The following is a 22,281-nucleotide window of genomic DNA, read 5'->3' on the forward strand; positions in this document are numbered from 1 at the left end:
CGGTGTGCGGGGCGTGTCGCCGCGGTAAAGCGTCGCCCTGCCGCCCCGATTTTCGGAATGCCGCCTTATAATTTCATTGCTGGCGCACGTCCAGCAGTCCCGCAAACAAAGCGGTGCCCCGCATCAGTCGGCACGCAGACGTGCCCGGCTCAACAGGAAGGAGTGGCCATCCGTGCGCTCGCAGGTCAGCCCCGTGCGCTCCGAATAGCAGGTAAAGGGGCCGGCCGACCATGTTTCACCATAGGCGATGGTCCTGTCGCCGCCGCAACATCCCTGGTCGCCTACATTGGTAAGCACCACCGCCTTGCCACTTCGGCCGAGCGTTGCACGCACATATTTCGGCTCCACGCGGTCGCAGGAGAGTTCGGGACCGCCATCGGCCGGCTGATAGGTCTCCGTGCCGCCCTCGGGAATGTAGATGCAGCCGATATTGCCTGAGGGCATGACGAAACTTTCGACGACGCCGAAAGAGCGCGTCGGAAGCTTTTCAACCGGCGGGGTGACGATCTCCCGCGGCTGGCCGGACTCCGCACCGGGGCCACCCGGCGTCGGCGCGCTGCTTGCGAAGGCAAGAGCGGAGGAAAGCAGGACGGCGGGCACGGCAAGAAGGAAACGCATGAAAAGCTCCGGGCATCAGACGCCGGAGAGAATATGAATCGTCGGCCGCTTGGGCAAGTTGCGGATCGAAACCGTGATCGTCGCGTCGTCATCGGTCACGGCATCGAAGCCCTCGCCGAACATGGAAAGGAACTGGCTGATCGGCGGCCCACGGCGATGCATCGGCAGGATCAGCGCCGAACGCAGGCGCTGCACGACACGGCTCATGCTCTCGGCCCCTATGGTCAGCCCGCCATCGACTGGCACCATCAGCACGTCGAGCCGGCCGATTTCGGCATATTGTTTCTCGGTCAATTCGTGGTGCAGGTGGCCGAGATGGCCGATGCACAGGCCCGCCACCTCGAAGATGAAGATGGAATTGCCGTTCGGCTCCATCGCCCCGCCCCAGCCGCGGATATCGGTCGGCACATTGCGGATATAGGTATCTCCCGCCACGACGTCGTGATCGGCCCCCTTTTCCGAACCATCCAGCCAGCCGTGCAGTACATATTCGATGCCCGGCTCCGGGGTCAGCGTGTAGTGGCTGGAATGGGCCTTGTTCATCGTGACCACGGTCGGCAGCGCCGGCGGCTTGTACCAGCCGTTGTAGTCCGTCGCGATCTTCACGCCGGCCGGCGTCTCGATGAAGAAGGTCGAGTGGCCGACATAGGTGATGCGCACCTCCTCGTTCGCCTTGGCCTGCACCTTGAGGGCCGCGCCGCCCGAAAAGCTGGCAAAGGTGACGGAGGGCAACGAGCGCGCGATCATCTGGCACTGGCTGACCGGCGCTTCCGCCTGCGCGAATGATACCCGCGGAGCGGCAAAAACCGCGACGGCGACAAGGATCAACGGAATGAGCAGGAGATGCGGCATCGGCGGCTCCGTTCATTGGTCGGCGCGACTATGCGCCCGCGAGGCCGGCGGGTCGAGATTGTGCGGCCGGCCGGCCGATCACAATCCGTTGAGCCATCTCGCGCGGAACCTTGCACGCCGCCTCACGTTCTCCATCCATCAATCCAACGATTGCGAGGAGCAGCCATGTCCAACCTCACCAAGGCACGCGAGAACCCGAAGGAACAGCTTTTCGACGAGATCGACAGGATCCATGCCGGCATGCTGGGCGTCGACGGCAGCCATATGCACATGCAGCCGATGGCCCCGCAGCTCGACCGCCAGAGCGCGACGATCTGGTTCTTCACCAAGACCGACGCCGAGATCGTCGAGGCCATTTCGCCCGGCACGCGCGCCCATTTCTGCGTCGTCGGCAAGGACCACGACTACCATGCCTGCCTTGCAGGCCGGATTTCCGTACGCAAGGATCCCATCAAGATCGACGAATACTGGAGTTCCGTCGTCGAGGCGTGGTTCGACCACGGCAAGAACGATCCGAAGCTCACCCTGCTGGCGCTGGAAATCGAGGACGCGGAAGTCTGGGCCTCGACCGGCAGCAAGCTGAAATTCGGCTGGGAAATCGCCAAGGCCAACTTCAACCCCGACGAGGAACCCGACGTCGGCGTGAAGGCGCATCTCAACTTTTCAAACGGCTCGGCCGATCACCTGCGCCACATGATCTGAGGTTCGGCCGACGTTCGAGATCAGGCCCAGAAATCCGGCAGCGTTTCGGCTAGACGCGGGCCGAGGCGAAGCGGGGCGATCTTTTCGGCAAGGCCGGTGCGGTCGGAAATCTCGACCGCCAGGCCGCAGATGGTCGCCGGGCCGGACGCCGCCTCGAAGCGGCCTTTCGGCATTTTGGAGATGAAGCGGTTGAGCGGCTCCTCCTTCTCCATGCCGAGGGAGGAATCGTAGTCGCCGCACATGCCGGCATCCGACATGTAGCCGGTGCCGCCATTGAGGATCTGGCAATCGGCGGTCGGCACATGAGTGTGCGTGCCGACGACGACGCTGGCACGACCATCGACGAAGTGGCCGAAGCACTGCTTCTCGCTGGTCGCCTCCGCATGGAAATCGAAGATCACGGCATCGGCCTGCTCGCCGAGCGGGCAGGAGGCGAGGATCGTCTCGCCCGCGGTAAAGGGGTCGTCGAGTTCGGGGTGCATGAAGACCCGGCCCATGATGTTGGCGACCAGCACGCGCGCGCCGTTCCGCGCGATGAAGAGGTTCGCGCCGCGGCCGGGCGTGCCGGCGGGGTAGTTGGCGGGGCGCAGGAACTGGTCGTGCCGGCTGGCGAAGGTCACCGCCTCCTTCTGGTCCCAGACGTGGTTGCCGGTCGTCACGACGTCGGCGCCGGCGTTGATCGTCTCAAGGAAGATATCTTCCGTGATGCCAAAGCCGCCCGCCGCGTTCTCCCCGTTGACGACCACGAAATCCAGCTTGAGATCGCTGATCAGCCCCGGCAGGCGCTGCCAGACGGCCGTCCGCCCGGTCTTGCCCACCATGTCGCCGAGAAAGAGAAAACGCATCGAAGAACCTTACGAAACCTGTTGGAACAAACGAAGGCCGCTTTCGGTGAGGATCGCGTCCAGCGCGACGTCATGCGGCTCCGCGGGTACTGATGCCACTTCCTGGCAATCGAAAGCAATGCCGATCAGTCTCGGCACACGGCCTTTTGCCTTGAGGCGATCAATGGCCCGGTCGTAGTGGCCGGCGCCATAGCCGATGCGGTGGCCTGCCCGATCGAAGGCGGAGAGCGGCACGAGAAGGATATCGGGATCCAGTGCCGCCGCCTCCGGCCCCGGCCCGATCGTACCGAATCCGGTCTTGATGACCGGCGCCCCGACGACCAGCTCCCGGAAGATGATCGTCTCCCGGTCGAGCACGACGGGTAGGCAAAGCCGCGCCCCGCGCGTGCGAAAATGCGCCATCAGCGGCCGGATATCGGCCTCCGAGCGGATCGGCCAGAAGCCCGAGATGACAGTGCCGGGTTCAAATTCGATACGGTCGCCCGCAAGCTCCACCATGGCGAGACTGCCTTCGATGCGCGCTTCAGGCGCCATTCCATCGCGCAGCGCCAGTCGCTCGTTGCGGATCGCCGCCTTCTGTTCCTTGGGTGTCACTGTCGTCTCCAGCCGTGCTGCCGTGGCTTATCAGCTAGCAGCGCCGGAAGGCAAATCCTCATCCCGTTGCGACGACGGGAGGTCGCAGAATCTGTGCCGCAACGGGACAAAGAGGTAAAAAACCGCCCCGGCCCGTTAAGCATTGGAACAGCTTGTGCTTTCGGCAGCAGGCTTCAGCGGTTAAGCGGGGCGCATGTCCTCGGAAAATGATCTTTCCCCCCTCCCCGAGCTGACCGAGATCGAAAAGCGGTGCCTCGAACTTGCCGCCAACGGCAGGACGCCGGCCGATATCGTGCTCGAAACCGACATCGCCATGGCGCGCGTGACGGACGCCATGCACAGCGCGATCGAAAAGCTCGGCGCCCGCAACATCACGGGCGCGATCACCCGTGCCGCCCGCCTCAGGCTGATCTAGAGCATTTCCGCTTTGTCCGACGCCGAGCCGATCCCGCTTCGGCTGGCAATGCTCTAGGCGGCGGCAGAGGCCTCTGCCAGCCGCAGCATGGCAAGCGCCGCGCCCTCGTCCGTTATCAGCGTGTTGCAGCCGACGCGGCGGATGGTGGCACGGATCGCCGGGGCGCGGTGCGCCCCGCCCGAGACGAGCACGATGTGGCGCGCTTTCTTCACCGTGTCGAGATCGATCGACATGACCCGATGGCGGATCGGATGGTCGATCGTGTGGCCCTCCGCATCGAGGAAATTGCACATCGTATCGCAGACGCAGCCGGCCGCGATCAGCTCTTCCAGCTCGTGCCGGGCAATGAAATCTCGCGAGAGCGAACTGGAACGTGGGCCGATGTCGCCGCAACTGACAACCGCGATATCCATGTTCTCCGCCAGTTCGAACAACGTCTTCAGGCCGCATTTCTCAATGAGGCTGCGCTTGGTTTCCCGCGAATCAACGAGCAGCGGCGCCAGGAACAGGTAGCATTCCGCCCCGAGCTGGCTGGCAAGCCGCCAAGTATATTCGATCGGGTTGATGTGGTGCGCCTCGACGACGCCGCCGAGCAGCGAGACGACCTTCACCCGCTCCCGCCGCACCGGGCGAAAACTGGCGAGCGAGGCGGTGAGCGTGCGCCCCCAGCCGACGCCGACGGTGCAATCATCCGGAATCGCCTCCGTCAGGAACTGGCCGAGCGCAAGACCGACGCCCTTGGCCGTCGCCTCCGCGCTGTCGGCCGCCGGCACCACCACCGCCTCGTCGAGCCCATAGGCCTTCTCCAGCCGCACGGCGAGCTCGACGCAATCGGCAACACCCTCGTTGATCCAGATCTGCACCTCCGAGCGCTTCAGCGCTTCATCCAGCATGCGGATGACCGTGGTGCGGCTGACGCCGATCTTTTCCGCCACATCCTTCTGGGTGAGGCCCTGGTTGTAATAGAGCCAGGCCGCCCGGAGGCGCAGTGCCGCCGATTCCGAATAGGCCGTGTGTGTGTCGCGCCGGAGCCTTGCCACGTCGCCTCCATCCTTGTCTGCAATGTCTGGGCGCACCATAACACGGGAAACGAAAAATGCGACATATGTTCAGAAGATTGATCAAAAGTGCTTGACTTTTTCCCGAGGAAACGATGATAGTCCGCCTCATATCGGCTGGCGGCACTCCGTCGGCAGATTGGTTGTGCCAGCCCGCGCGGTGACTGAAACAGGAAGCACAGTTGCCGGGCGCGCTTTCACAGGGAACATGGAGGAGGGCCTGGCGTTCGAGCCGAACGCGGCCCAGCAACAACCATTCGGGATATCGGATATGACGTCCAAGCTTGAACAACTCCGCGCGATGACGACCGTCGTGGCAGACACCGGCGACATCGAAGCCGTGCGCCGCCTGAAGCCGGTCGATTGCACCACCAACCCCACGATCGTCCTGAAGGCGCTCGGCACGCCCATGTTTGCCGACACCGTCGCGGAGGCCATCCGCTGGGGCCAGTCGCAGGGCGGCAACCGCGAGGGCGTCGTCTCGGCCGTGGCCGATCGTCTCGCCATCTCCGTCGGCGCAGCCCTTGCCGAACTCGTGCCCGGCCGCGTCTCGACGGAAGTCGACGCCGATCTCTCGTTCGACACCGAAGCCTCCATCGCCAAGGGCCGCGAGATCATCAAGGCCTACGAGGCACGCGGCATCGCCCGCGACCGCATCCTCATCAAGCTCGCCTCCACCTGGGAAGGCATCCGCGCCGCGGAAGTCCTCCAGAAGGACGGTATCGACTGCAACCTGACGCTGCTCTTCAACAAGGCCCAGGCCATCGCCTGCGCCGATGCCGGCGTCTTCCTCATCTCGCCCTTCGTCGGCCGCATCCTCGACTGGCACGTCAAGGCATCCGGCAAGACCTTCACGGCGGAAGAAGATCCGGGCGTTCTCTCGGTCCGCGCCATCTACGACTACTACAAGTCGAACGGCATCGACACGATCGTCATGGGCGCCTCCTTCCGCAACACCGGCGAGATCGAAGCCCTGGCCGGCTGCGACCGCCTGACGATCAGCCCGGCCCTACTCGAGGAACTCGATGCGGCCGAAGGCACGCTGGAGCGCAAGCTCTCGCCGGAAAAGGTCGCCAAGGTTTCGCCGATCAAGCTCGACGAAAAGGCCTTCCGCTGGATGCTGAACGAAGACGCCATGGCCACCGAAAAGCTGTCCGAAGGCATCCGCGCCTTCGCCAAGGATCTCGGGAGCCTCCGCGCCATGATCGACAAGGAACTGAAAGCGGCGGCGTAAAGGCTTGCCACAGACACCAAGTACGAAGGCCGCCCTTGAGGCGGCCTTTTGTATGAATCTCATCTCGTAAACATAAACGCAAAAAACTTCGCGAGAAGGAGACAGGGACCTGAAGTGCCGGCTGTCATCCCCGCCTTCGCGCGCGGAGAATGTTCAATCCAACCGCTCCCGCTATAAACAGAAGGCCTACAGGGACGCCGTACTTGTAAAAGCCGGCCGCGGACGCCGTGTAAAACACGAGGAGTCCGATGACAAAATACAGCGCCTGAATAATCCTCAATTCGTCCACCCGACGTTCAACGGCGCTCAGGCAAATGCTTGATGGCAATCCGTATGCCTTCGCCAAGCATCCACATCGCGAGCAGGCCCAAAAGCGCCGTCAGCAAGTAAAAGAAGAACGGCTTATCAATCTCAGTCACGACCGAGTGTTTAAGCGCTATCCTGCCCGACACGAAGGCGCGTATCGCGAGACCCGCTGCGAACATCCCGCCAGCCATCGCGATTGCGACAAACAACCAAACAGCACGATCTGTTAAAGGACGCTCCTCGTTCATCGTGATCAATCCATGATTGTCGTTTTGATCACGGATTACAGCGAAAATTTAAGGAGCGCCTAGCCGAAGATCCAGGAAGGTTTTCAATTTCAACAATCGATAGCGGGCACGCGGCTAAGCGTCCCCCGGAAATCATGCATATCTCATGGCGAAAGCCATGCATTCAGCAGAAATGACTGAAATGTAAAATAAAAAGTGCGATCCACGACGACCGATGGAGATTTACGATCCTGGGTGCCTACAAACGTAGGTGGGCACCGTGTGACCAAGCCCACGGGCCGGGTCAGGGACAGCTCCCTTTGGATCGAGTATGGCCCCAGGGATTGTGGTTCCTGTCGGGAAGCGCAGATCGCCTCCGCTATATAGGCGCAAAGCGGCCGCTTCGCCAGTGGCAATTGTTTAGGTTCAGTTGACCGGCGGCTTGCCTGAGAGTTTGGCCGCCATGCCCTGGATCTGGCTCGTCAGTTCGCCGAGCGCCTGGGCGATGGCGTCTTCGCTGCGCGAGACCTCGCTCATCACGCCTTCTCGCCCCTTGCGCAGATCCTCCGTCTCCGCTTCCAGCTTGCTCAGCCGGCGCTTGACGTCGTTGAGCTCGTCCATGACCATGATACCGGCCATGACGGTCAGGCGCAGGTCGCCGATCTCGCCGAACTGGCTCTTCAGGTGCCCGACATACTGATCGAAGCCGGAGGCGAGCTCTTCGAGATGCGCCTCCTGGCCCTCTTCGCAGGCCATGCGATAGGCCTTGCCATCGATCTGTACGGTTACCTGTGCCATGCGGGATTTCCTGACTGATTATCGATCGAGCACGGCCCGGATGGTTTCCATGGCCGTGACGAGCCGCCGGGAGACCTCGCGGTTGACCTCCTCCAGGCGGTTTGCACGGAATTCGGACTGGTCGAGCTCCTGGGCGAGCCGCGAGCGATCGGCATTGACACGCCGCACCTCGCCTTCGACCTCACCGTGGTCGCGTTCGCGGTCGAAGCGCATGTCGAGCGCATTGTCGAGGCTGAGTATCGCTCTGCGAAGCTCCTCGATCGCCGCTCTGACTGTTTCCCCGTTCGTCATAAAGCCTTCACCGGCACTCTCAAAAAACACGAATCGCCGCCGCCAGCGCCGGTTCTCTCCCATTGACAGTATTCAACTGCGGGCACGAGCGTCAACAGCACGGCCATCGCGGCGGGAAAGCCGCTGTGGATCAGCATCGCGGCGGGTTGCGCAAGGTGCCCGATACAGCCCCGTTGCCGCGGCAAAAAAGCCGCCGGACCCCCCCCGCAAAGGCCGGAAAAACCGCCGAATTCGTTGACTCCGACGGCTTACCTGCTATGTGTCACCCGCTTCCTAACCGATGCCGGAAACGGCACCGGCCCTGACACCCCGAAGAATACGGAACAGTCATGATCTCTCGCGAAAAACACGACCGGATGGCGAACGCAATTCGCTTCCTTTCCATGGATGCCGTGGAAAAGGCGAACTCGGGTCACCCCGGCCTGCCTATGGGCGCAGCAGACATCGCAACGGTTCTTTTCACCCGCTTTCTCTCCTTCGATCCGAAGACCCCGTCCTGGCCGAACCGCGACCGTTTCGTGCTGTCGGCCGGCCACGGCTCGATGCTCCTCTACTCGCTGCTCTATTTGACGGGCTACGAGGACATCACGATCGACGAGATCAAGAATTTCCGCCAGCTCGGCGCCAAGACGGCCGGCCACCCGGAATACGGCCATGCCGCCGGCATCGAGACGACCACCGGTCCGCTCGGCCAGGGCATCGCCAATGCCGTCGGCATGGCGCTCGCCGAGCGCAAGCTGCGCGACGAGTTCGGCTCCGACCTCATCGAACACTATACCTACGTTCTCGCAGGTGACGGCTGCCTCATGGAGGGGATCAGCCAGGAAGCAATCTCGCTCGCCGGCCACCTGAAGCTGAACAAGCTGATCGTGTTCTGGGACGACAACAACATCTCCATCGACGGCCCGATCTCGATCGCCGACTCGACCGACCAGCACGCCCGCTTCCGCGCCAGCGGCTGGAACACGATCGCTGTCGACGGTCATGATCCGGATGCGATCGCCGCGGCGATCGAAGTGGCTCAGAAATCCGACAAGCCGACCATGCTCGCCTGCAAGACGACGATCGGCTTCGGCGCCCCGAACAAGGCCGGTACGCACAAGGTGCACGGTTCGCCGCTCGGCGCGGACGAAATCGCCGCCGCCCGCAAGGCACTGAACTGGGAATCGGAAGCCTTCGTCGTTCCTTCCGACGTGCTTGACGCCTGGCGCCTTGCCGGCCTTCGCTCTGCCAAGACCCACAAGGAATGGGACGCGCGCCTCGAAAAGACGGACGCCGAGAAGAAGGCGCAGTTCGTCCGCCGCTTTGCCGGCGATCTCGAGAGCAGCCTGGATTCGGCCATCTCCGCCTACAAGAAGAAGCTTGCCGAAACCAAGCCGAACCCGGCGACCCGAAAGGCTTCGGAAGACGCGCTCGAGGTCATCAACGGCGTTCTCAACGAAACGATCGGCGGCTCGGCCGACCTCACCGGCTCGAACAACACCAAGACGAGCCAGACCAAGTCGATCACCCCGACAGACTTCTCCGGCCGCTACATCCACTACGGTGTGCGCGAGCACGGCATGGCGGCAGCCATGAACGGCATGGCGCTGCATGGCGGCCTCATCCCGTATTCCGGCGGCTTCCTGATCTTCTCGGACTACTGCCGTCCCTCGATCCGCCTTGCCGCCCTGATGGGCATCCGCGTCATCCACGTCCTCACGCACGATTCCATCGGCCTTGGCGAAGACGGCCCGACGCACCAGCCGGTCGAGCATATGGCGGCCCTGCGCGCCATCCCGAACCTGCTCGTCTTCCGCCCGGCCGATGCCACGGAAACGGCCGAGTGCTGGCAGCTTGCCCTCGAAAGCCACAACCGCCCGTCCGCCATCGCGCTGACCCGCCAGAACCTGATGCCGGTCCGTCTGGAGTACGAGGAAGAAAACCTCTGCGCCCGCGGCGCCTATGATCTCGTCTCGGCCAGCGATGCCCAGGTGACGCTCTTTGCCTCCGGTTCGGAAATCGAGATCGCGGTCAAGGCGCAGCAGGCGCTGTCGGCCAAGGGCGTTTCGACCCGCGTCGTCTCGGTTCCCTGCTTCGAGCTCTTCGCCGAGCAGCCGGAAGCCTACCAGCAGGCGGTCATCGGCAATTCGCCGGTCAAGATCGCCATCGAGGCCGGCATCCGCCAGGGCTGGGATCACTTCATCGGTTCGGACGGCCTCTTCGTCGGCATGTCCTCCTTCGGCGCATCCGGTCCCTACAAGGACCTTTACAAGCACTTCGGCATCACGCCGGAGGCCGTTGTCGCCGCCGCGGAAGCCAAGCTCGCCTGAGTGCGTAGGGCGCGAGCTGTCGCGCCCTCCCCCGCCAAACGTTTATTGATAGGGAGAGACCCCACATGACTGTGAAAGTTGCCATCAACGGCTTTGGCCGCATCGGCCGCAACGTTCTGCGCGCAATCGTCGAATCCGGCCGCACCGACATCGAAGTCGTTGCCGTCAACGACCTCGGCCCGGTCGAGACCAACGCGCATCTCGTTCGTTACGATTCCGTGCACGGCAAGTTCCCGGGTACCGTTACCGTTTCCGGCGACACGATCGACGTCGGCCGCGGCCCGATCCGCGTCACCGCGATCCGCGATCCGAAGGAACTGCCCTGGGGCGACGTCGATATCGCGCTGGAATGCACCGGCCTGTTCACGACGAAGGAAAAGGCCGGCGCGCATCTCGCCAACGGCTCCAAGCGCGTCATCGTCTCCGCACCGTGCGACAATGCCGACAAGACGATCGTCTACGGCGTCAACCACAACACGCTGACGAAAGACGACCTCGTCATCTCGAACGCGTCCTGCACGACGAACTGCCTGGCGCCCGTCGCCTATATTCTCGACAAGGCCTTCGGCATCGAGAAGGGCTACATGACGACGATCCACTCCTACACGGGTGACCAGCCGACGCTCGACACCATGCACAAGGACCTGTACCGCGCCCGCGCCGCAGCCCTGTCCATGATCCCGACCTCGACGGGTGCCGCCAAGGCCGTCGGCCTCGTTCTGCCGCAGCTCGCCGGCAAGCTCGACGGCTCGGCGATCCGCGTACCGACCCCGAACGTCTCGGTCGTCGACCTGAAGTTCGTGCCGTCGCGCAACGTCACGGCTGACGAAGTCAACGCCGCCATCAAGGCCGCCGCCGAAGGCGAACTGAAGGGCATCCTCGACTACGTCACCGGCCCCCTCGTCTCGATCGACTTCAACCACGACAGCCATTCCTCGAACTTCGCTGCCGACCAGACCAAGGTCCTCGACGGCAACCTCGTGCGTATCCTGTCCTGGTACGACAACGAGTGGGGCTTCTCGAACCGCATGTCCGACACGGCCGTTGCCCTCGGCAAGCTGATCTAAGCAGAAACGCAAAACACCCGGGCAGCGATGCCCGGGTGTTTTTTCATGACCAGACACCAGACTTCCGGAGCGGCCCCATGACCTTCAAGACCCTCGACAACCTCACCGATATCGCCGGCAAGCGCGTGCTCGTCCGCGTCGATCTCAACGTGCCCGTCAAGGACGGCAAGGTCACCGATGCAACCCGCATCGAACGCGTCGCCCCGACCATCCGCGAACTCTCGGAAAAGGGCGCGAAGGTTATCCTGCTCGCCCATTTCGGCCGCCCGAAGGGTGAGGTCGTCGCCGACATGTCGCTTGAGCAGATCCTGCCCGCCGTCAACGACGTTCTCGGCAGAAAGGTCGGCTTTGCCGCCGATTGCATCGGCGAGCCGGCCGCCACCGCCATCGCCGCCCTGGCGAACGGCGATATCCTGCTTCTCGAAAACACCCGTTTCCACAAGGGTGAGGAGAAGAACAGCCCGGACTTCACCGCGGCTCTCGCCGCCAGTGGCGACATCTACGTCAACGACGCCTTCTCCGCCGCCCATCGCGCCCATTCCTCGACCGAGGGCCTTGCGCATCTGCTGCCCGCCTATGCCGGCCGCACCATGCAGGCCGAGCTGGAAGCGCTGGAAAAGGGCCTCGGCAATCCGGCCCGCCCTGTCGTCGCCATCGTCGGCGGCGCCAAGGTCTCCACCAAGATCGACCTCCTCATGAACCTTGTGAAGAAGGTCGACGCACTGGTCATCGGCGGTGGTATGGCGAACACATTCCTCGCCGCCCGGGGCACCAATGTCGGCAAGTCGCTCTGCGAGCACGACCTTGCCGATACCGCCAAGCAGATCATGATCGAGGCTGCGACCGCAACCTGCGCCATCGTTCTGCCGGAAGACGGTGTCGTCGCCCGCGAGTTCAAGGCCAATGCCGAGAACGAAGTGGTCGATGTCAACGCCATTCCGGCCGACGCCATGATGCTCGATGTCGGTCCGAAGACGATCGAGGCAGTCAACGCCTGGATCTCGCGCGCTTCGACGCTCGTCTGGAACGGCCCGCTCGGCGCCTTCGAAATCGCGCCCTTCGACACCGCGACGGTGGCTGCTGCCAAACATGCCGCCGCACGCACCAAGGAAGGCGCACTCGTCTCTGTCGCTGGTGGTGGTGATACGGTCGCGGCCCTCAACCATGCCGGCGTTGCCGACGATTTCACCTATGTCTCGACCGCCGGCGGCGCCTTCCTCGAATGGATGGAAGGCAAGCCGCTGCCGGGCGTCGATATCCTGCGCCAACAGAAATAATGCCAAAGCCCTTGCGCTTGGCGGTGGATCGCCTACATTCCTGACATCGTCAACGTTCAGAAAGGAAGGTGATCCAATGTCTAATGAGATTTCGGTCTTGGCTTCGGGCATGGGAATTGTGGTGAACGCAACGAGGCAGCCCTCGTTCTGATCACGCCTTCCTTCGGGTCCAAAGACCCGGGTCCACGCCGGACCAAACCTCATGGGGGCCACCTTCGGGTGGCCCTTTTGCGTTTCCGAGACGGCGCTGCCGCGCCGAACCGCAACAAAGGAGTGGTTTGCGGTCCTTTGATCTCGATCCGCCGGGCCTTTCCGGCAACAGCCTTGTCTTACGGACGGACCAGCACGGTCAGCATCATCAGGGCGATGGCGACGACGGCGATCTTCCAGAAATCCGCGCGGCGTTTCAGCCCCGGCAGGCCGAGAGGCCGGATGAGATGCAGCAGCATGACGGCAAGCAGCAGGGCGGGAAGGATTTTCGACATGACGGCCTTTCTCCCCCCTTCCTGTCACACCTCAGACACTTTTCCAAGCGATCAGCACGAGACCTGAAATTCGTACGCCCACGTGCTTTGCATCTGGCAATCGCGGACAGGTGCGCTATTCCTTACCCATTGGCGAAACTCACGAAAACCTCATGCGAAAAAACCTCATATCCGTCTTCGCGCTTCTCATGGGCACGCTGTTCCTCTTTCTCGGGAACGGCCTGCACGGCCTGCTTCTGCCGATGCGCGGCGCCTTCGAAGGGTATGAGACGACGATGCTCGGCCTGCTGGGTACGTCCTGGGCCTCGGGTTTCGTTCTTGGCTGCCTTCTCGCCCCGACCGTCGTCAAGCGCATCGGCCATGTCCGTGCCTTTTCCGGTTTCGCCTCGCTGATCGCCATCATCGCGCTTCTGACGGGCATGCTGGTCGATCCGTTCTGGTGGATCGCGCTGCGCGCCGTCACCGGCTTCTCGATCGCCGGCACCTCGATGATCATCGAAAGCTGGCTGAACGAGCGCGCAACCAATGAAAGTCGCGGCCTGATCTTCTCGCTCTACATCGCCATCACCCTCGTCGGCACCGTCGGCGGCCAGATGACCGTGGCGCTGGGCGACGTGACGACGCCCCTGCTCTTCATGTTCGCCGGTATCCTCTATTGCCTTGCCATGTTGCCGACGACGCTCTCCACGGCCGCCTCGCCGCAGCCGCTCAAGCAGGTCAGGCTCGACATCCCCGCGCTCTACCGCACCTCGCCGGTCGCCAGCGTCGGCATCGTGCTGATCGGCATCGCCAACGGCGCCTTCGGCACGCTCGGCGCAGTCTTCGGCGCCAATGCCGGCCTCTCGCCCAGCACGATCGCCATCATGATGAGTGTCGCCATCTTCGCCGGCGCCGTGATGCAGCTGCCCGCCGGCCGCCTGTCCGACCGCGTCGACCGGCGCATCGTGCTCGCGGCGCTGTCCGCCATCGCCGCCGCGGCGGGTCTGTCGCTCTTCGTCTTCCAGCCCGCCTCGGTCACCATGCTTCTGGTGCTGACGGCGCTCTATGGCGCCATGGCGAACGCGCTCTACCCGATCGCCGTCTCGCACGCCAACGACTTCGCCAGCCCGGAAGACTTCGTCAAGGTCTCCGGCGGCCTGCTGCTGCTCTATGGCGTCGGCACGATCATCGGCCCGACGATCGGCGGCCCGATCATGTCGGCGGTCGGCCCCTATGCGCTCTTCATGGTCACCTGCTGGGCGCATATCCTGATCACCGCCTACGCCATCTTCCGCAGCCGGCGCCGCGCCGCAAAGCCGGCCGAGATGCGCGAGAACTACACAACCCTCAATCCCGGCACGCTCACCACGCCGGAAAGCCTTCAGCTTTCGCCGCGCGCCCTCGCCCAGCCGCAGGCCGCCGACGAGCAACAGGAGGAGCGACCCGCATGAGCTTTTTCGAAGACGACCGCCCGGCAAGGAAGATCGCTCACGAGATCGGCAGCGACCTCGCGCTGCTGTCCGTCGACGAGCTTTCCGCCCGCATCAACCTGCTGCGCGCGGAAATCGAACGGCTGGAGGCCGAAAAGCTGAAGAAGGGCGCCAGCCGATCGGCCGCGGAAAACCTGTTCCGGTAGGTGCGTCGGACTGCCGCAGCCTTGCCGAAAAGGCACAGACACAAGCAAACCGGCAATAGAGTTAACCGGCCATTAAGCCTTCCCTGTTATTACTTGAACATCCGGTCCTTCCGGGTTCAGACATTTTCACCCTTCGGGGTTCGGTCTGATTTTTCTCCCTGTTTTACCTTGAGAGCCGCTTTCCGCGGCTCTTTTTTTGTCTGCCGCGCCCACAAAAGGAACCTGTCCCGAAAGAATTGTGGAGATTAACCCTTTCTTAAGAATACCCTTGCGCGAATTAGGTTATGGGATCATCCTCACGACATAGACCGGCCGATTGGAACACCACGGGCCGACCTTCCGTTACCTGCATGTGATGCGTTCAACAGGGATGAAACCATGTCCGAAAGAGGATTGAATACCGTCAGCTTCGCTGGCCACGTTGCGTCGTCGGCGCAATTCAAGTCCCTGTACGCCGAAGGCATGGGTCTGGTCGAGGAGACCGCGAGCTATCTCGATGGCGTCGGCCGCCAGGCTTCCAAGGTGCTGCCCCGCATGGCCTCCGTGCTTTATGCGGCAGAGTCGATGCGCCTCACCACCCGCCTGATGCAGATGGCCTCCTGGCTGCTCCTGCAGCGCGCCGTCAACAATGGCGAGATGAGCCGCGACCAGGTGCTTTCGGAAAAGAACAAGGTCCGCCTCGACAGCTTCAACGTCGACAAGACCGCACCCGGCTGGAACGACCTGCCGGAAGCCTTCCGCGACCTCATCGAGCGCTCGCTGCGCCTGCAGAACCGCATCGCCCTGCTCGACCGCGAGATCTATCGCCCGCAGGAGGTTCAGACCTTCGCACCCGACAACCAGAACAGCGTGCAGGCCCAGATCAACCTGCTGCAAACGGCCTTCGGCAACAACTGAGCGACAGGCCAGACATGACGATGGAGACCCGGCTCAGGCCGGGTTTTTTGTTGCACGGACCGCCCTCGCCTGCCCGCCGGGATCATCCCCTCCCAAAACGCAAAAAACCCGGCCGAAGCCGGGTTTTTCAAATTCGTCCGAAGCAGGCGGATTAAAGGCCGAGGCCTTCGAAGCGCTTCTTGAACTTGGAGACGCGGCCGCCGCGGTCCATGAGCTGCTGGTTGCCGCCGGTCCAGGCCGGGTGCGACTTCGGGTCGATTTCGAGGTTCATCGTTGCGCCTTCCGAACCCCAGGTCGAGCGGGTTTCGTACTCGGTGCCGTCGGTCATCACAACCTTGATGGTGTGGTATGCGGGATGGATATCAGCCTTCATGACAACTTTCCTGCCTGTTCCGGGGGCCAATTGTCGCAACGGATTGCGACAGCGGGGCCAAAGACGTAAATGAAGCCGCGGTCGGTCGGACCTACGGCTTCCCAATTCGATGGCGAGCCTATACAGGAAGGCCGTCTGGATAACAAGAGCCGAAAGACAATTCGTGCCGGAAGGCGCTGGAAACGGGGGTATGGTGTCCACAGACAAAGAGCAGGGCGCACAGGAAAAATCGGCGCGCCGCAACATTCGTCCGCTGGGCAGGCTCGCTCCCTATATCGGCCGTTATCGCGGCCTCGTCGCCGGGGCGCTGGTGGCCCTCGTAATGGCCGCCGTCACCACGCTCATCCTGCCGCTCGCCGTCCGCCGTATGATCGACCACGGCTTCTCCGGCGCCGATGCCGGCTTCATCAACACCTATTTCATGATGCTCTTCGCGCTGGCCGGCCTGCTCGCGCTGGCGAGCGCCATGCGCTATTACTTCGTCATCACGCTCGGCGAACGCATCGTGGCGGACCTGCGCCGCGACGTCTTTTCCCATGTGACGAGGCTTTCGCCCGCCTTCTTCGACGTCAACCAGTCCGGCGAGATCGTCTCGCGGCTGACCGCCGACACGACACAGATCAAATCCGCCGTCGGCGCCACCGCTTCCGTCGCGCTGCGCAACCTCATCCTCTGTTTCGGCGCCATCGCCATGATGGTCTATACCAGCCCGAAACTCTCCAGCCTCGTCATCGCCGCCATTCCGGTGATCGTCTTCCCGCTCGTCGCCTTCGGCCGCTCGGTGCGCCGCCGCTCGCGCGAGGCGCAGGACACGCTGGCCGCGGCCTCCGCCTATGCCGGCGAGGCGATCGGCGCCACCCGCACGCTCCAGGCCTTCAACGCGGAAGACGCCGCCCGCGCCCGCTTCTTCGGTGCTGTCGAGCAGGCCTATGGCGCCGCACGCTCCGCCATCCGCGCCCGTTCGCTGCTGACCGGCTTTGCCATCGCCATGATCTTCGGCTCTGTCGTTGCCGTGCTCTGGTTCGGCGCGCGCGACGTGCTGGCGGGCACGCTTTCGGCCGGCACGCTCGGCCAGTTCCTGCTCTATGCAGTCTTTGCCGCCGGCAGCCTCGGCGCACTGTCGGAAGTCTGGGGCGAGCTTTCGCAGGCTGCCGGCGCTGCCGAGCGTCTCACCGAACTTCTGGCCGAGCCGCCCGCCATCACCGCGCCCGCGAACCCCGTGGCCCTGCCGCTGCCCGCCCGCGGCGAGCTCACCTTCCGCGATGTGCATTTCTCCTATCCCGCCCGCCCCGGCTATCGCAGCATCAACGGCTTGGACTTTGCAGTAAGGCAGGGCGAGACCGTGGCCATCGTCGGCCCCTCCGGCGCCGGCAAGAGCACGATCCTCTCGCTGGTGCTGCGCTTCTACGATCCCGATACCGGCACCGTGCTTCTCGACGGCGTCGACCTTCGCGCCGCCGATCCGGAAGAGCTGCGGCGCCGTATCGCGCTGGTGCCGCAGGACGTCACCATTTTTGCTGCGACGATCCGCGACAACATCGCCTTCGGCATGACCGGCGTGAGCGACGAGGCCGTGCAGGCCGCAGCAAGGGCCGCACAGGCGGAAGAATTCATCGCACGGCTCGACAAGGGCTATGACACCATGGTGGGCGAGCGCGGCGTGACGCTGTCCGGCGGCCAACGCCAGCGCATCGCCATCGCCCGGGCCATCCTCAAGGACGCCCCGCTGCTGCTGCTCGACGAGGCGACCTCCGCGCTCGACGCGGAAAGCGAAACGCTCGTCCAGAAGGCCCTCGACGGCCAGATGGGCAAGCGCACGACGATCGTCATTGCTCATCGTCTCGCAACCGTTCTGAAGGCCGACCGCATCCTCGTCATGGAGGCCGGCCGTATCGTCGAGGAAGGCACCCACCAGTCACTCATAAGGCAGGACGGCCTCTACGCCCGCCTCGCCCGCCTGCAGTTCGATCACGGTGGTCAGGCGTTCCTTGGAGAAGACCGCGCAACCGGCTGAATGCGGCCCCTTGCCTGACGGGCTGGGCGCCCTATCCTGAGGTGGCGGACTTCACGTCACCTCGGGAGGAAACCACGTGACATTTTCGACGCTCACCCGCCGGACCCTCATGGCCCTCGGCACCACCGTGCTTGCATCGCTGGCACTCGGCCAGCCCGCCAGCGCCCAGCAGTTTCCCGACAGGACCGTCACGCTTGTCGTGCCCTTCGCCGCCGGCGGCTCGACGGATGTCGTCGCGCGCATCATCGCGCAGAAGATGGGCGACATCCTCGGCCAGCAGATCATCGTGGAAAATGTCGGCGGCGCGGGCGGCAGCCTGGGGGCCGACCGTGTGGCGCGCGCCGAACCCGATGGCTACACGATCCTGATGGCGACCGTCGCCACCCATGCACTGAACCCGCTGATCCTCAAGACCAAGCCCTACGATGCGGAAAAGGACTTCGCGCCGGTCTCCTTGCTGGTCATCGTGCCGAATGTCCTGGTGGTGAATCCGGAGCTGCCGGCCAAGAATGTCGAGGAACTGCTGGCCCTGCTGAAGGCCGATCCGGAAGGGTACAGCTATGCCTCCTCCGGCAATGGCACGCCGCTGCACCTTTCTGGAGAGCTCTTCAAATCGATGGCCGGCGTCAGCATGCAGCATGTGCCCTACAAGGGCTCCGGCCCGGCACTGAACGACGTGATCGGCAACCAGATCCCGATCATGTTCGACAACCTGCCGTCTTCCTCCGGCCACATCAAGGCTGGTACGCTGCGGGCGCTCGCCGTCACCACGAAGGAGCGCGCCGCTTCGTTCCCCGACGTGCCGACGATCGCCGAAGCGGGCATTCCCGGCTACGAGACCTATACCTGGAACGCGCTCTTCGCCCCGGCCGGCACGCCAAACGAGGTCGTCACCAAGCTCAACGAGGCAGCCAACGCGGCGCTGAAGGATCCGGCCGTCGCCGAGCGCATGAAGGAGTTCAGCGCCACCATCGTTGGTTCGACGCCGGAAGAACTCGGCAAGCACGTCACGGCCGAGCTTGCCAAGTGGAAGCCGGTTGTCGAGGGCGCCAACATCCAGATGGACTGACCCTGCCTGTCCGAAGCAATTCCGCTTCGGCGGGATTGCTTCAGCGTTCGGTGAGTTTCAGTTCGATGCGACGGTTGGTTGCCCGCGCCGCATCATCGCTGCCTTCGGCGATCGGCTGGAACTCGCCGAACCCAGCCGCAACAAGCCGGTTGGCCGGAACGCCCCTGGAGATCAGGAACTTGACGACCGACGTCGCGCGGGCGGAAGAAAGCTCCCAGTTGTCGCGGTAGCGGCCCGTGCCCGACAGCGGCACATTGTCCGTGTGCCCGTCGACGCGCAGCACCCAGTTGATCTCCGAGGGGATCTCGCGAGCAAGATCGAGCAGCGCGGTGGCAAGCTTGCTCATTTCCGCCTGCCCCGCCTCGTTGAGGTCGTTGCCGCCAGAGGGGAACAGCACTTCCGACTGGAAGACGAAGCGGTCGCCGACGATGCGGATGTTTTCCCGGTCGGAAAGGATTTCACGCAGGCGCCCGAAGAAATCGGAACGGTAGCGGTTGAGCTCCTGCACGCGCTGCGCCAGCGCGACATTCAGGCGGCGGCCGAGATCGGCGATCTTCGTCTGCGACGACTTGTCCTTGGCTTCGGAGGCCTGCAGCGCCTCCTCGACGGCGGCGATCTGGCTGCGCAGCGCCGCGATCTGCTGGTTGAGCAGCTCGATCTGGCTCATGGCCCGGGCGCTCACCTGCTTTTCCGAATCGAGCTCGCCCTCCAGCGTCGTGACCCGCGCATTGGCGGCATCCGAAACCCCGGCGCCACTGTCGAGCAGTTGCTGCAGGCGGGTACGGTCACTCTCCGACTGGGCAAGCGAGGCCTGGAGATTGGCTAGCGCATCCTCGAGGTCCTGCTTGCCGCTCTTTTCCAACGCCAGAAGCTGGGTCAGCTCGTTGATCTGGCTGGTCAGCCGGTTGAGCACGTCGTCCTTGCCGGAGATTTCACGGCTGAGGAAGAACTGCGCCAGCACGAAGACCGTAAGCAGGAACATGATGGCGAGCAGCAGCGTCGACAGCGCGTCAACGAAGCCCGGCCAGTAATCGACCGTGCGCTGGCTGCGCCGGTTGCGGGCGAGCGCCATCCTTATTCGCCCCCGGCCTTATGCACCTTTTCCGTCGTGCGCTCCGGCAGGCGCTCGACGGTCTTCTCGCCGCTGCGTGCGGCAAGCCGGTCAAGCGTGCGGCGCAGCGCTTTCGCTTCCTCCTGCTGCGCCTCGATCCAGTCGCGCAACATCTGCTGCTCGCTGCGCATGTTCTTGACGAGGCCCTGGATACCTTCGGCAAGGCTGGCCATGGCCGCGGTCGAACGCCCGGGCCCGCCCTCCTGCGCCAGCTTGAGGATCTGCTGGGCCAGCGCCTGCACGTCGGTGGAGGAGTTGGCCGCCATGTCGACCACCGGCTGCAGCTCCGAGCCGACATCGGTGACGGACGAAAGCCAGTTTTCCAGCTCCGTATAAAAGCGGTTCTGCGCGCGGCCGGCCTGAAGGTCGAGGAAGCCGAGAATCAGCGAGCCGGAGAGACCGAAAAGCGAGGTGGAGAAAGCCGTTCCCATGCCTTCGAGCGGCGCGGAAAGGCCTTCCTTCAGCGCGTTGAGAATGTCGTTCGCCGTACCGGCACCGGCATCGAGTGACTGGATGACGGCGCTGATCGAGCCGATCGTTCCGAGCAATCCCCAGAAGGTGCCGAGCAGGCCGAGGAAGACGAGAAGGCCGATCAGGTAGCGGGAGGTGTCGCGCGATTCGTCGAGGCGCGTGGCGATGGAATCAAGGATCGACCGCAACGCCGTGGTCGAGAGCGCCACCGAATGACGCCGACCGATCAAAGCACGCATCGGCGCAAGCAGGACGGGATCGCGCCCGACCTTCTCGGCACTGCCGGCCGCGCGGAACGAATTGAACCAGCGCACCTCCGGCCGCAGCGCCAGCACATGGTTGAAGACCAGCAGGATGCCGATCAGCAGAACGCCGAGAATAAGGCCGTTCAGGCCGGGGTTGCTGAGGAAGGCCGATTGCGCTTGGCGGAAGAGGATGGCGGCCACGAAGCCGACGATGATGAGGAAGATCACCATCGTCCAGAAGAAGGCCATGGGGCTTGAGAGTTTGTGGGGATAATCTTCCCCGGTCTCGGGCGACCCTCCCCAACCCGACAGCCCAAGCTTCGCCATGTCGTCGTCTCTCCGCTTCCTTGTCGGGCGGGAGACTAGAGGAAGATTGCGCCGAATTGAAGGGCTTAGCGGCAACAGCGGCGCGGAATGCGCCGCCCATTTGCGGGTCTTAGCGGGTCGGCACCGGGCGATGCACGACTTCGCCCAGCGCCTTGTGGATATATTCGTTGCCCGCGATGATCGTGCCGGTGTCGAGCATGGCGCTGCCGCCCGTCAGATCGGTTGCATAGCCGCCGGCTTCGCGAATCAGGAGAATACCAGCCGCCAGATCCCACGGCGCCAGATCGCGTTCCCAGAAGCCGTCGAAACGGCCCGCAGCGACATAGGCAAGGTCGAGCGCGGCAGAGCCGAGGCGACGCATGCCGGCGACTTCACCCATCACGTGGCGCAGCTCGATAAGGAACTTGCCATGGTTGCCGCGGCCGAGATGCGGCACGCCGCAGCCGATGACCGCATCCGACAGGTTCTTACGGGCCGCAACGCGCAGGCGCCGATCGTTGAGGAAGGCGCCGCCGCCACGCTCGGCGGTGAAGAGTTCATCCGTCGCCGGGTTCAGCACCACGGCAGCAACGATCTCGCCGTTGCGCTCGAGCGCGATCGAAATGGCGAAGGCGGGAATGCCGTGCAGGAAGTTGGTCGTGCCGTCGAGCGGATCGACGATCCAGCGATGTGCCCCGTCGGTGCCGGCGATCTCTTCCGATTCCTCGCCAAGGAAACCGTAGGTCGGACGGGCCTTCATCAGGTCTTCACGGATCAGCTTCTCCGCCTTTCGGTCGGCCTGCGAGACATAGTCGCCCGGGCCCTTGAGCGAGACCTGCAGGTTCTGCACCTCGCCGAAGTCGCGCGCGAGCGACTTGCCGGCCTTGAAGGCGGCCTGAACCATGACGTTGAGAAGAGCTGAACGAGCCATGTAGAAATAATCCTTCGGGAATGTCCGGCGCTTCGAAACGGCAGAGCCGCGGCGCGAAAGCACGCCGTGACCGGAATATGTGGCCTCAAAACCACAAATCCCCCGAAGTTTCAAGCCTTCGCCCCCTGCAACGGCTGCAATGCAGGGGGCCTGATGCTGCAAAGGGTA

Annotated in this window: 24 protein-coding genes and 1 other RNA gene; 11 read left to right on the forward strand and 14 right to left on the reverse strand. The window is 63.7% G+C overall.

The features are described 5' to 3' along the window. Nucleotides 1–123 precede the first annotated feature (123 nt). Nucleotides 124–618 carry a hypothetical protein gene (locus K0P03_RS14485; protein ID WP_272789936.1) on the reverse strand — a complete coding sequence of 165 codons (495 nt, stop codon included), beginning with the start codon at nucleotides 616–618 and terminating at the stop codon, nucleotides 124–126. Between the two features lie 15 nt (nucleotides 619–633). Further along, nucleotides 634–1,470, reverse strand: a complete 837-nt coding sequence (locus tag K0P03_RS14490; protein WP_272789937.1) for an MBL fold metallo-hydrolase — start codon at nucleotides 1,468–1,470, stop codon at nucleotides 634–636. 165 nt (nucleotides 1,471–1,635) lie between these two features. Between K0P03_RS14490 and K0P03_RS14495 the strand changes: the two genes are divergently transcribed. Beyond that, nucleotides 1,636–2,172 carry a pyridoxamine 5'-phosphate oxidase family protein gene (locus tag K0P03_RS14495; protein ID WP_023512191.1) on the forward strand — a complete coding sequence of 179 codons (537 nt, stop codon included), beginning with the start codon at nucleotides 1,636–1,638 and terminating at the stop codon, nucleotides 2,170–2,172. Between the two features lie 20 nt (nucleotides 2,173–2,192). On the opposite strand, the gene K0P03_RS14500 is transcribed toward K0P03_RS14495, so the two are convergent. Together K0P03_RS14500 and K0P03_RS14505 are read right to left on the reverse strand one after the other, a co-directional pair. Further along, nucleotides 2,193–3,017, reverse strand: coding sequence for a TIGR00282 family metallophosphoesterase (locus tag K0P03_RS14500; protein ID WP_023512192.1), 825 nt, complete (start codon nucleotides 3,015–3,017; stop codon nucleotides 2,193–2,195). A gap of 9 nt (nucleotides 3,018–3,026) precedes the next feature. Next, nucleotides 3,027–3,611 carry a 5-formyltetrahydrofolate cyclo-ligase gene (locus K0P03_RS14505; protein WP_272789939.1) on the reverse strand — a complete coding sequence of 195 codons (585 nt, stop codon included), beginning with the start codon at nucleotides 3,609–3,611 and terminating at the stop codon, nucleotides 3,027–3,029. 193 nt (nucleotides 3,612–3,804) lie between these two features. Between K0P03_RS14505 and K0P03_RS14510 the strand changes: the two genes are divergently transcribed. After that, nucleotides 3,805–4,026, forward strand: a complete 222-nt coding sequence (locus K0P03_RS14510) for an ATP-dependent transcriptional regulator (protein ID WP_023512194.1) — start codon at nucleotides 3,805–3,807, stop codon at nucleotides 4,024–4,026. Nucleotides 4,027–4,079: 53 nt separating this feature from the next. Here the strand turns inward: K0P03_RS14510 and K0P03_RS14515 are convergent, their stop codons facing one another. Beyond that, nucleotides 4,080–5,066, reverse strand: a complete 987-nt coding sequence (locus tag K0P03_RS14515) for a sugar-binding transcriptional regulator (RefSeq protein ID WP_023512195.1) — start codon at nucleotides 5,064–5,066, stop codon at nucleotides 4,080–4,082. 289 nt (nucleotides 5,067–5,355) lie between these two features. Between K0P03_RS14515 and tal the strand changes: the two genes are divergently transcribed. Beyond that, a complete protein-coding gene (gene tal / locus K0P03_RS14520) occupies nucleotides 5,356–6,318 on the forward strand; it encodes a transaldolase (protein ID WP_023512196.1) in 963 nt (320 codons plus the stop codon). Nucleotides 6,319–6,614: 296 nt separating this feature from the next. Here the strand turns inward: tal and K0P03_RS14525 are convergent, their stop codons facing one another. The 4 genes from K0P03_RS14525 to K0P03_RS14540 form a co-directional block, all read right to left on the reverse strand. Continuing rightward, a complete protein-coding gene (locus K0P03_RS14525) occupies nucleotides 6,615–6,872 on the reverse strand; it encodes a hypothetical protein (protein WP_272789940.1) in 258 nt (85 codons plus the stop codon). 195 nt (nucleotides 6,873–7,067) lie between these two features. After that, nucleotides 7,068–7,226, reverse strand: a non-coding RNA gene (gene ssrS, locus K0P03_RS14530) — 6S RNA. A 51-nt stretch (nucleotides 7,227–7,277) separates the two neighbouring features. Then, nucleotides 7,278–7,649 carry a cell division protein ZapA gene (locus tag K0P03_RS14535; RefSeq protein WP_023514645.1) on the reverse strand — a complete coding sequence of 124 codons (372 nt, stop codon included), beginning with the start codon at nucleotides 7,647–7,649 and terminating at the stop codon, nucleotides 7,278–7,280. A gap of 18 nt (nucleotides 7,650–7,667) precedes the next feature. Next, on the reverse strand, nucleotides 7,668–7,940 hold the full coding sequence (locus K0P03_RS14540; protein WP_037408596.1) for a DUF4164 domain-containing protein: 273 nt from the start codon (nucleotides 7,938–7,940) through the stop codon (nucleotides 7,668–7,670). A gap of 329 nt (nucleotides 7,941–8,269) precedes the next feature. Here K0P03_RS14540 and tkt point away from each other — a divergent pair, with 329 nt between their 5' ends. The 3 genes from tkt to K0P03_RS14555 all read left to right on the forward strand — a co-directional run bounded on the left by tkt (nucleotide 8,270) and on the right by K0P03_RS14555 (nucleotide 12,596). Beyond that, the gene (tkt, locus tag K0P03_RS14545; RefSeq protein ID WP_023514643.1) at nucleotides 8,270–10,252 is read left to right on the forward strand and encodes a transketolase; all 1,983 of its coding nucleotides are present in this window, start codon (nucleotides 8,270–8,272) and stop codon (nucleotides 10,250–10,252) included. A 65-nt stretch (nucleotides 10,253–10,317) separates the two neighbouring features. Further along, nucleotides 10,318–11,319 carry a type I glyceraldehyde-3-phosphate dehydrogenase gene (gene gap / locus K0P03_RS14550; RefSeq protein WP_023514642.1) on the forward strand — a complete coding sequence of 334 codons (1,002 nt, stop codon included), beginning with the start codon at nucleotides 10,318–10,320 and terminating at the stop codon, nucleotides 11,317–11,319. Between the two features lie 77 nt (nucleotides 11,320–11,396). Next, complete coding sequence (locus K0P03_RS14555; protein WP_050746155.1) at nucleotides 11,397–12,596, forward strand: phosphoglycerate kinase; 1,200 nt, start codon at nucleotides 11,397–11,399, stop codon at nucleotides 12,594–12,596. A gap of 329 nt (nucleotides 12,597–12,925) precedes the next feature. Here K0P03_RS14555 and K0P03_RS14560 read toward each other — a convergent pair whose 3' ends face one another. Continuing rightward, on the reverse strand, nucleotides 12,926–13,081 hold the full coding sequence (locus K0P03_RS14560; protein WP_024271176.1) for a hypothetical protein: 156 nt from the start codon (nucleotides 13,079–13,081) through the stop codon (nucleotides 12,926–12,928). Between the two features lie 152 nt (nucleotides 13,082–13,233). Here K0P03_RS14560 and K0P03_RS14565 point away from each other — a divergent pair, with 152 nt between their 5' ends. The 3 genes from K0P03_RS14565 (at nucleotide 13,234) to rcdA (ending at nucleotide 15,593) form a co-directional block, all read left to right on the forward strand. Beyond that, entirely contained in the window at nucleotides 13,234–14,511 is a 1,278-nt protein-coding gene (locus tag K0P03_RS14565; protein ID WP_024271177.1) for an MFS transporter, read from the forward strand. After that, nucleotides 14,508–14,696, forward strand: coding sequence for a DUF1192 domain-containing protein (locus K0P03_RS14570; protein WP_272789941.1), 189 nt, complete (start codon nucleotides 14,508–14,510; stop codon nucleotides 14,694–14,696). Before K0P03_RS14565 ends, K0P03_RS14570 begins: the two co-directional genes overlap by 4 nt. 378 nt (nucleotides 14,697–15,074) lie before the next feature. Continuing rightward, the gene (gene rcdA, locus K0P03_RS14575; protein ID WP_023516321.1) at nucleotides 15,075–15,593 is read left to right on the forward strand and encodes a protease adaptor protein RcdA; all 519 of its coding nucleotides are present in this window, start codon (nucleotides 15,075–15,077) and stop codon (nucleotides 15,591–15,593) included. Nucleotides 15,594–15,744: 151 nt separating this feature from the next. Here the strand turns inward: rcdA and rpmE are convergent, their stop codons facing one another. Continuing rightward, complete coding sequence (gene rpmE, locus K0P03_RS14580) at nucleotides 15,745–15,966, reverse strand: 50S ribosomal protein L31 (RefSeq protein ID WP_023516320.1); 222 nt, start codon at nucleotides 15,964–15,966, stop codon at nucleotides 15,745–15,747. A 190-nt stretch (nucleotides 15,967–16,156) separates the two neighbouring features. Here rpmE and K0P03_RS14585 point away from each other — a divergent pair, with 190 nt between their 5' ends. After that, nucleotides 16,157–17,980, forward strand: coding sequence for an ABC transporter transmembrane domain-containing protein (locus K0P03_RS14585; RefSeq protein ID WP_024271179.1), 1,824 nt, complete (start codon nucleotides 16,157–16,159; stop codon nucleotides 17,978–17,980). 109 nt (nucleotides 17,981–18,089) lie between these two features. Next, entirely contained in the window at nucleotides 18,090–19,049 is a 960-nt protein-coding gene (locus tag K0P03_RS14590) for a Bug family tripartite tricarboxylate transporter substrate binding protein (protein WP_371687634.1), read from the forward strand. A 40-nt stretch (nucleotides 19,050–19,089) separates the two neighbouring features. Here K0P03_RS14590 and K0P03_RS14595 read toward each other — a convergent pair whose 3' ends face one another. The 3 genes from K0P03_RS14595 to K0P03_RS14605 all read right to left on the reverse strand — a co-directional run bounded on the left by K0P03_RS14595 (nucleotide 19,090) and on the right by K0P03_RS14605 (nucleotide 22,113). Further along, nucleotides 19,090–20,121 (reverse strand): peptidoglycan -binding protein, encoded by a 1,032-nt coding sequence (locus K0P03_RS14595; protein WP_023514879.1) that lies wholly within the window; start codon nucleotides 20,119–20,121, stop codon nucleotides 19,090–19,092. Nucleotides 20,122–20,123: 2 nt separating this feature from the next. Next, nucleotides 20,124–21,203 carry a MotA/TolQ/ExbB proton channel family protein gene (locus K0P03_RS14600; RefSeq protein WP_050746158.1) on the reverse strand — a complete coding sequence of 360 codons (1,080 nt, stop codon included), beginning with the start codon at nucleotides 21,201–21,203 and terminating at the stop codon, nucleotides 20,124–20,126. A 109-nt stretch (nucleotides 21,204–21,312) separates the two neighbouring features. After that, complete coding sequence (locus tag K0P03_RS14605) at nucleotides 21,313–22,113, reverse strand: inositol monophosphatase family protein (RefSeq protein WP_050746175.1); 801 nt, start codon at nucleotides 22,111–22,113, stop codon at nucleotides 21,313–21,315. Nucleotides 22,114–22,281: the final 168 nt, after the last annotated feature.

It is taken from the genome of Shinella sp. HY16 (assembly GCF_028534175.1).
In the GTDB taxonomy this organism is placed as follows: Bacteria; Pseudomonadota; Alphaproteobacteria; order Rhizobiales; family Rhizobiaceae; genus Shinella.

What these genes read in the sequence shown, in the direction of transcription:
- K0P03_RS14485 (WP_272789936.1), bottom strand. Translation starts at nt 618, where the DNA reads ATGCGTTTCCTTCTTGCCGTGCCCGCCGTCCTGCTTTCCTCCGCTCTT.
- K0P03_RS14490 (WP_272789937.1), bottom strand. Translation starts at nt 1,470, where the DNA reads ATGCCGCATCTCCTGCTCATTCCGTTGATCCTTGTCGCCGTCGCGGTT.
- K0P03_RS14495 (WP_023512191.1), top strand. Translation starts at nt 1,636, where the DNA reads ATGTCCAACCTCACCAAGGCACGCGAGAACCCGAAGGAACAGCTTTTC.
- K0P03_RS14500 (WP_023512192.1), bottom strand. Translation starts at nt 3,017, where the DNA reads ATGCGTTTTCTCTTTCTCGGCGACATGGTGGGCAAGACCGGGCGGACG.
- K0P03_RS14510 (WP_023512194.1), top strand. Translation starts at nt 3,805, where the DNA reads ATGTCCTCGGAAAATGATCTTTCCCCCCTCCCCGAGCTGACCGAGATC.
- tal (WP_023512196.1), top strand. Translation starts at nt 5,356, where the DNA reads ATGACGTCCAAGCTTGAACAACTCCGCGCGATGACGACCGTCGTGGCA.
- K0P03_RS14525 (WP_272789940.1), bottom strand. Translation starts at nt 6,872, where the DNA reads ATGAACGAGGAGCGTCCTTTAACAGATCGTGCTGTTTGGTTGTTTGTC.
- K0P03_RS14535 (WP_023514645.1), bottom strand. Translation starts at nt 7,649, where the DNA reads ATGGCACAGGTAACCGTACAGATCGATGGCAAGGCCTATCGCATGGCC.
- K0P03_RS14540 (WP_037408596.1), bottom strand. Translation starts at nt 7,940, where the DNA reads ATGACGAACGGGGAAACAGTCAGAGCGGCGATCGAGGAGCTTCGCAGA.
- tkt (WP_023514643.1), top strand. Translation starts at nt 8,270, where the DNA reads ATGATCTCTCGCGAAAAACACGACCGGATGGCGAACGCAATTCGCTTC.
- gap (WP_023514642.1), top strand. Translation starts at nt 10,318, where the DNA reads ATGACTGTGAAAGTTGCCATCAACGGCTTTGGCCGCATCGGCCGCAAC.
- K0P03_RS14555 (WP_050746155.1), top strand. Translation starts at nt 11,397, where the DNA reads ATGACCTTCAAGACCCTCGACAACCTCACCGATATCGCCGGCAAGCGC.
- K0P03_RS14560 (WP_024271176.1), bottom strand. Translation starts at nt 13,081, where the DNA reads ATGTCGAAAATCCTTCCCGCCCTGCTGCTTGCCGTCATGCTGCTGCAT.
- K0P03_RS14565 (WP_024271177.1), top strand. Translation starts at nt 13,234, where the DNA reads ATGCGAAAAAACCTCATATCCGTCTTCGCGCTTCTCATGGGCACGCTG.
- K0P03_RS14570 (WP_272789941.1), top strand. Translation starts at nt 14,508, where the DNA reads ATGAGCTTTTTCGAAGACGACCGCCCGGCAAGGAAGATCGCTCACGAG.
- rcdA (WP_023516321.1), top strand. Translation starts at nt 15,075, where the DNA reads ATGTCCGAAAGAGGATTGAATACCGTCAGCTTCGCTGGCCACGTTGCG.
- rpmE (WP_023516320.1), bottom strand. Translation starts at nt 15,966, where the DNA reads ATGAAGGCTGATATCCATCCCGCATACCACACCATCAAGGTTGTGATG.
- K0P03_RS14585 (WP_024271179.1), top strand. Translation starts at nt 16,157, where the DNA reads ATGGTGTCCACAGACAAAGAGCAGGGCGCACAGGAAAAATCGGCGCGC.
- K0P03_RS14590 (WP_371687634.1), top strand. Translation starts at nt 18,090, where the DNA reads ATGGCCCTCGGCACCACCGTGCTTGCATCGCTGGCACTCGGCCAGCCC.
- K0P03_RS14595 (WP_023514879.1), bottom strand. Translation starts at nt 20,121, where the DNA reads ATGGCGCTCGCCCGCAACCGGCGCAGCCAGCGCACGGTCGATTACTGG.
- K0P03_RS14600 (WP_050746158.1), bottom strand. Translation starts at nt 21,203, where the DNA reads ATGGCGAAGCTTGGGCTGTCGGGTTGGGGAGGGTCGCCCGAGACCGGG.
- K0P03_RS14605 (WP_050746175.1), bottom strand. Translation starts at nt 22,113, where the DNA reads ATGGCTCGTTCAGCTCTTCTCAACGTCATGGTTCAGGCCGCCTTCAAG.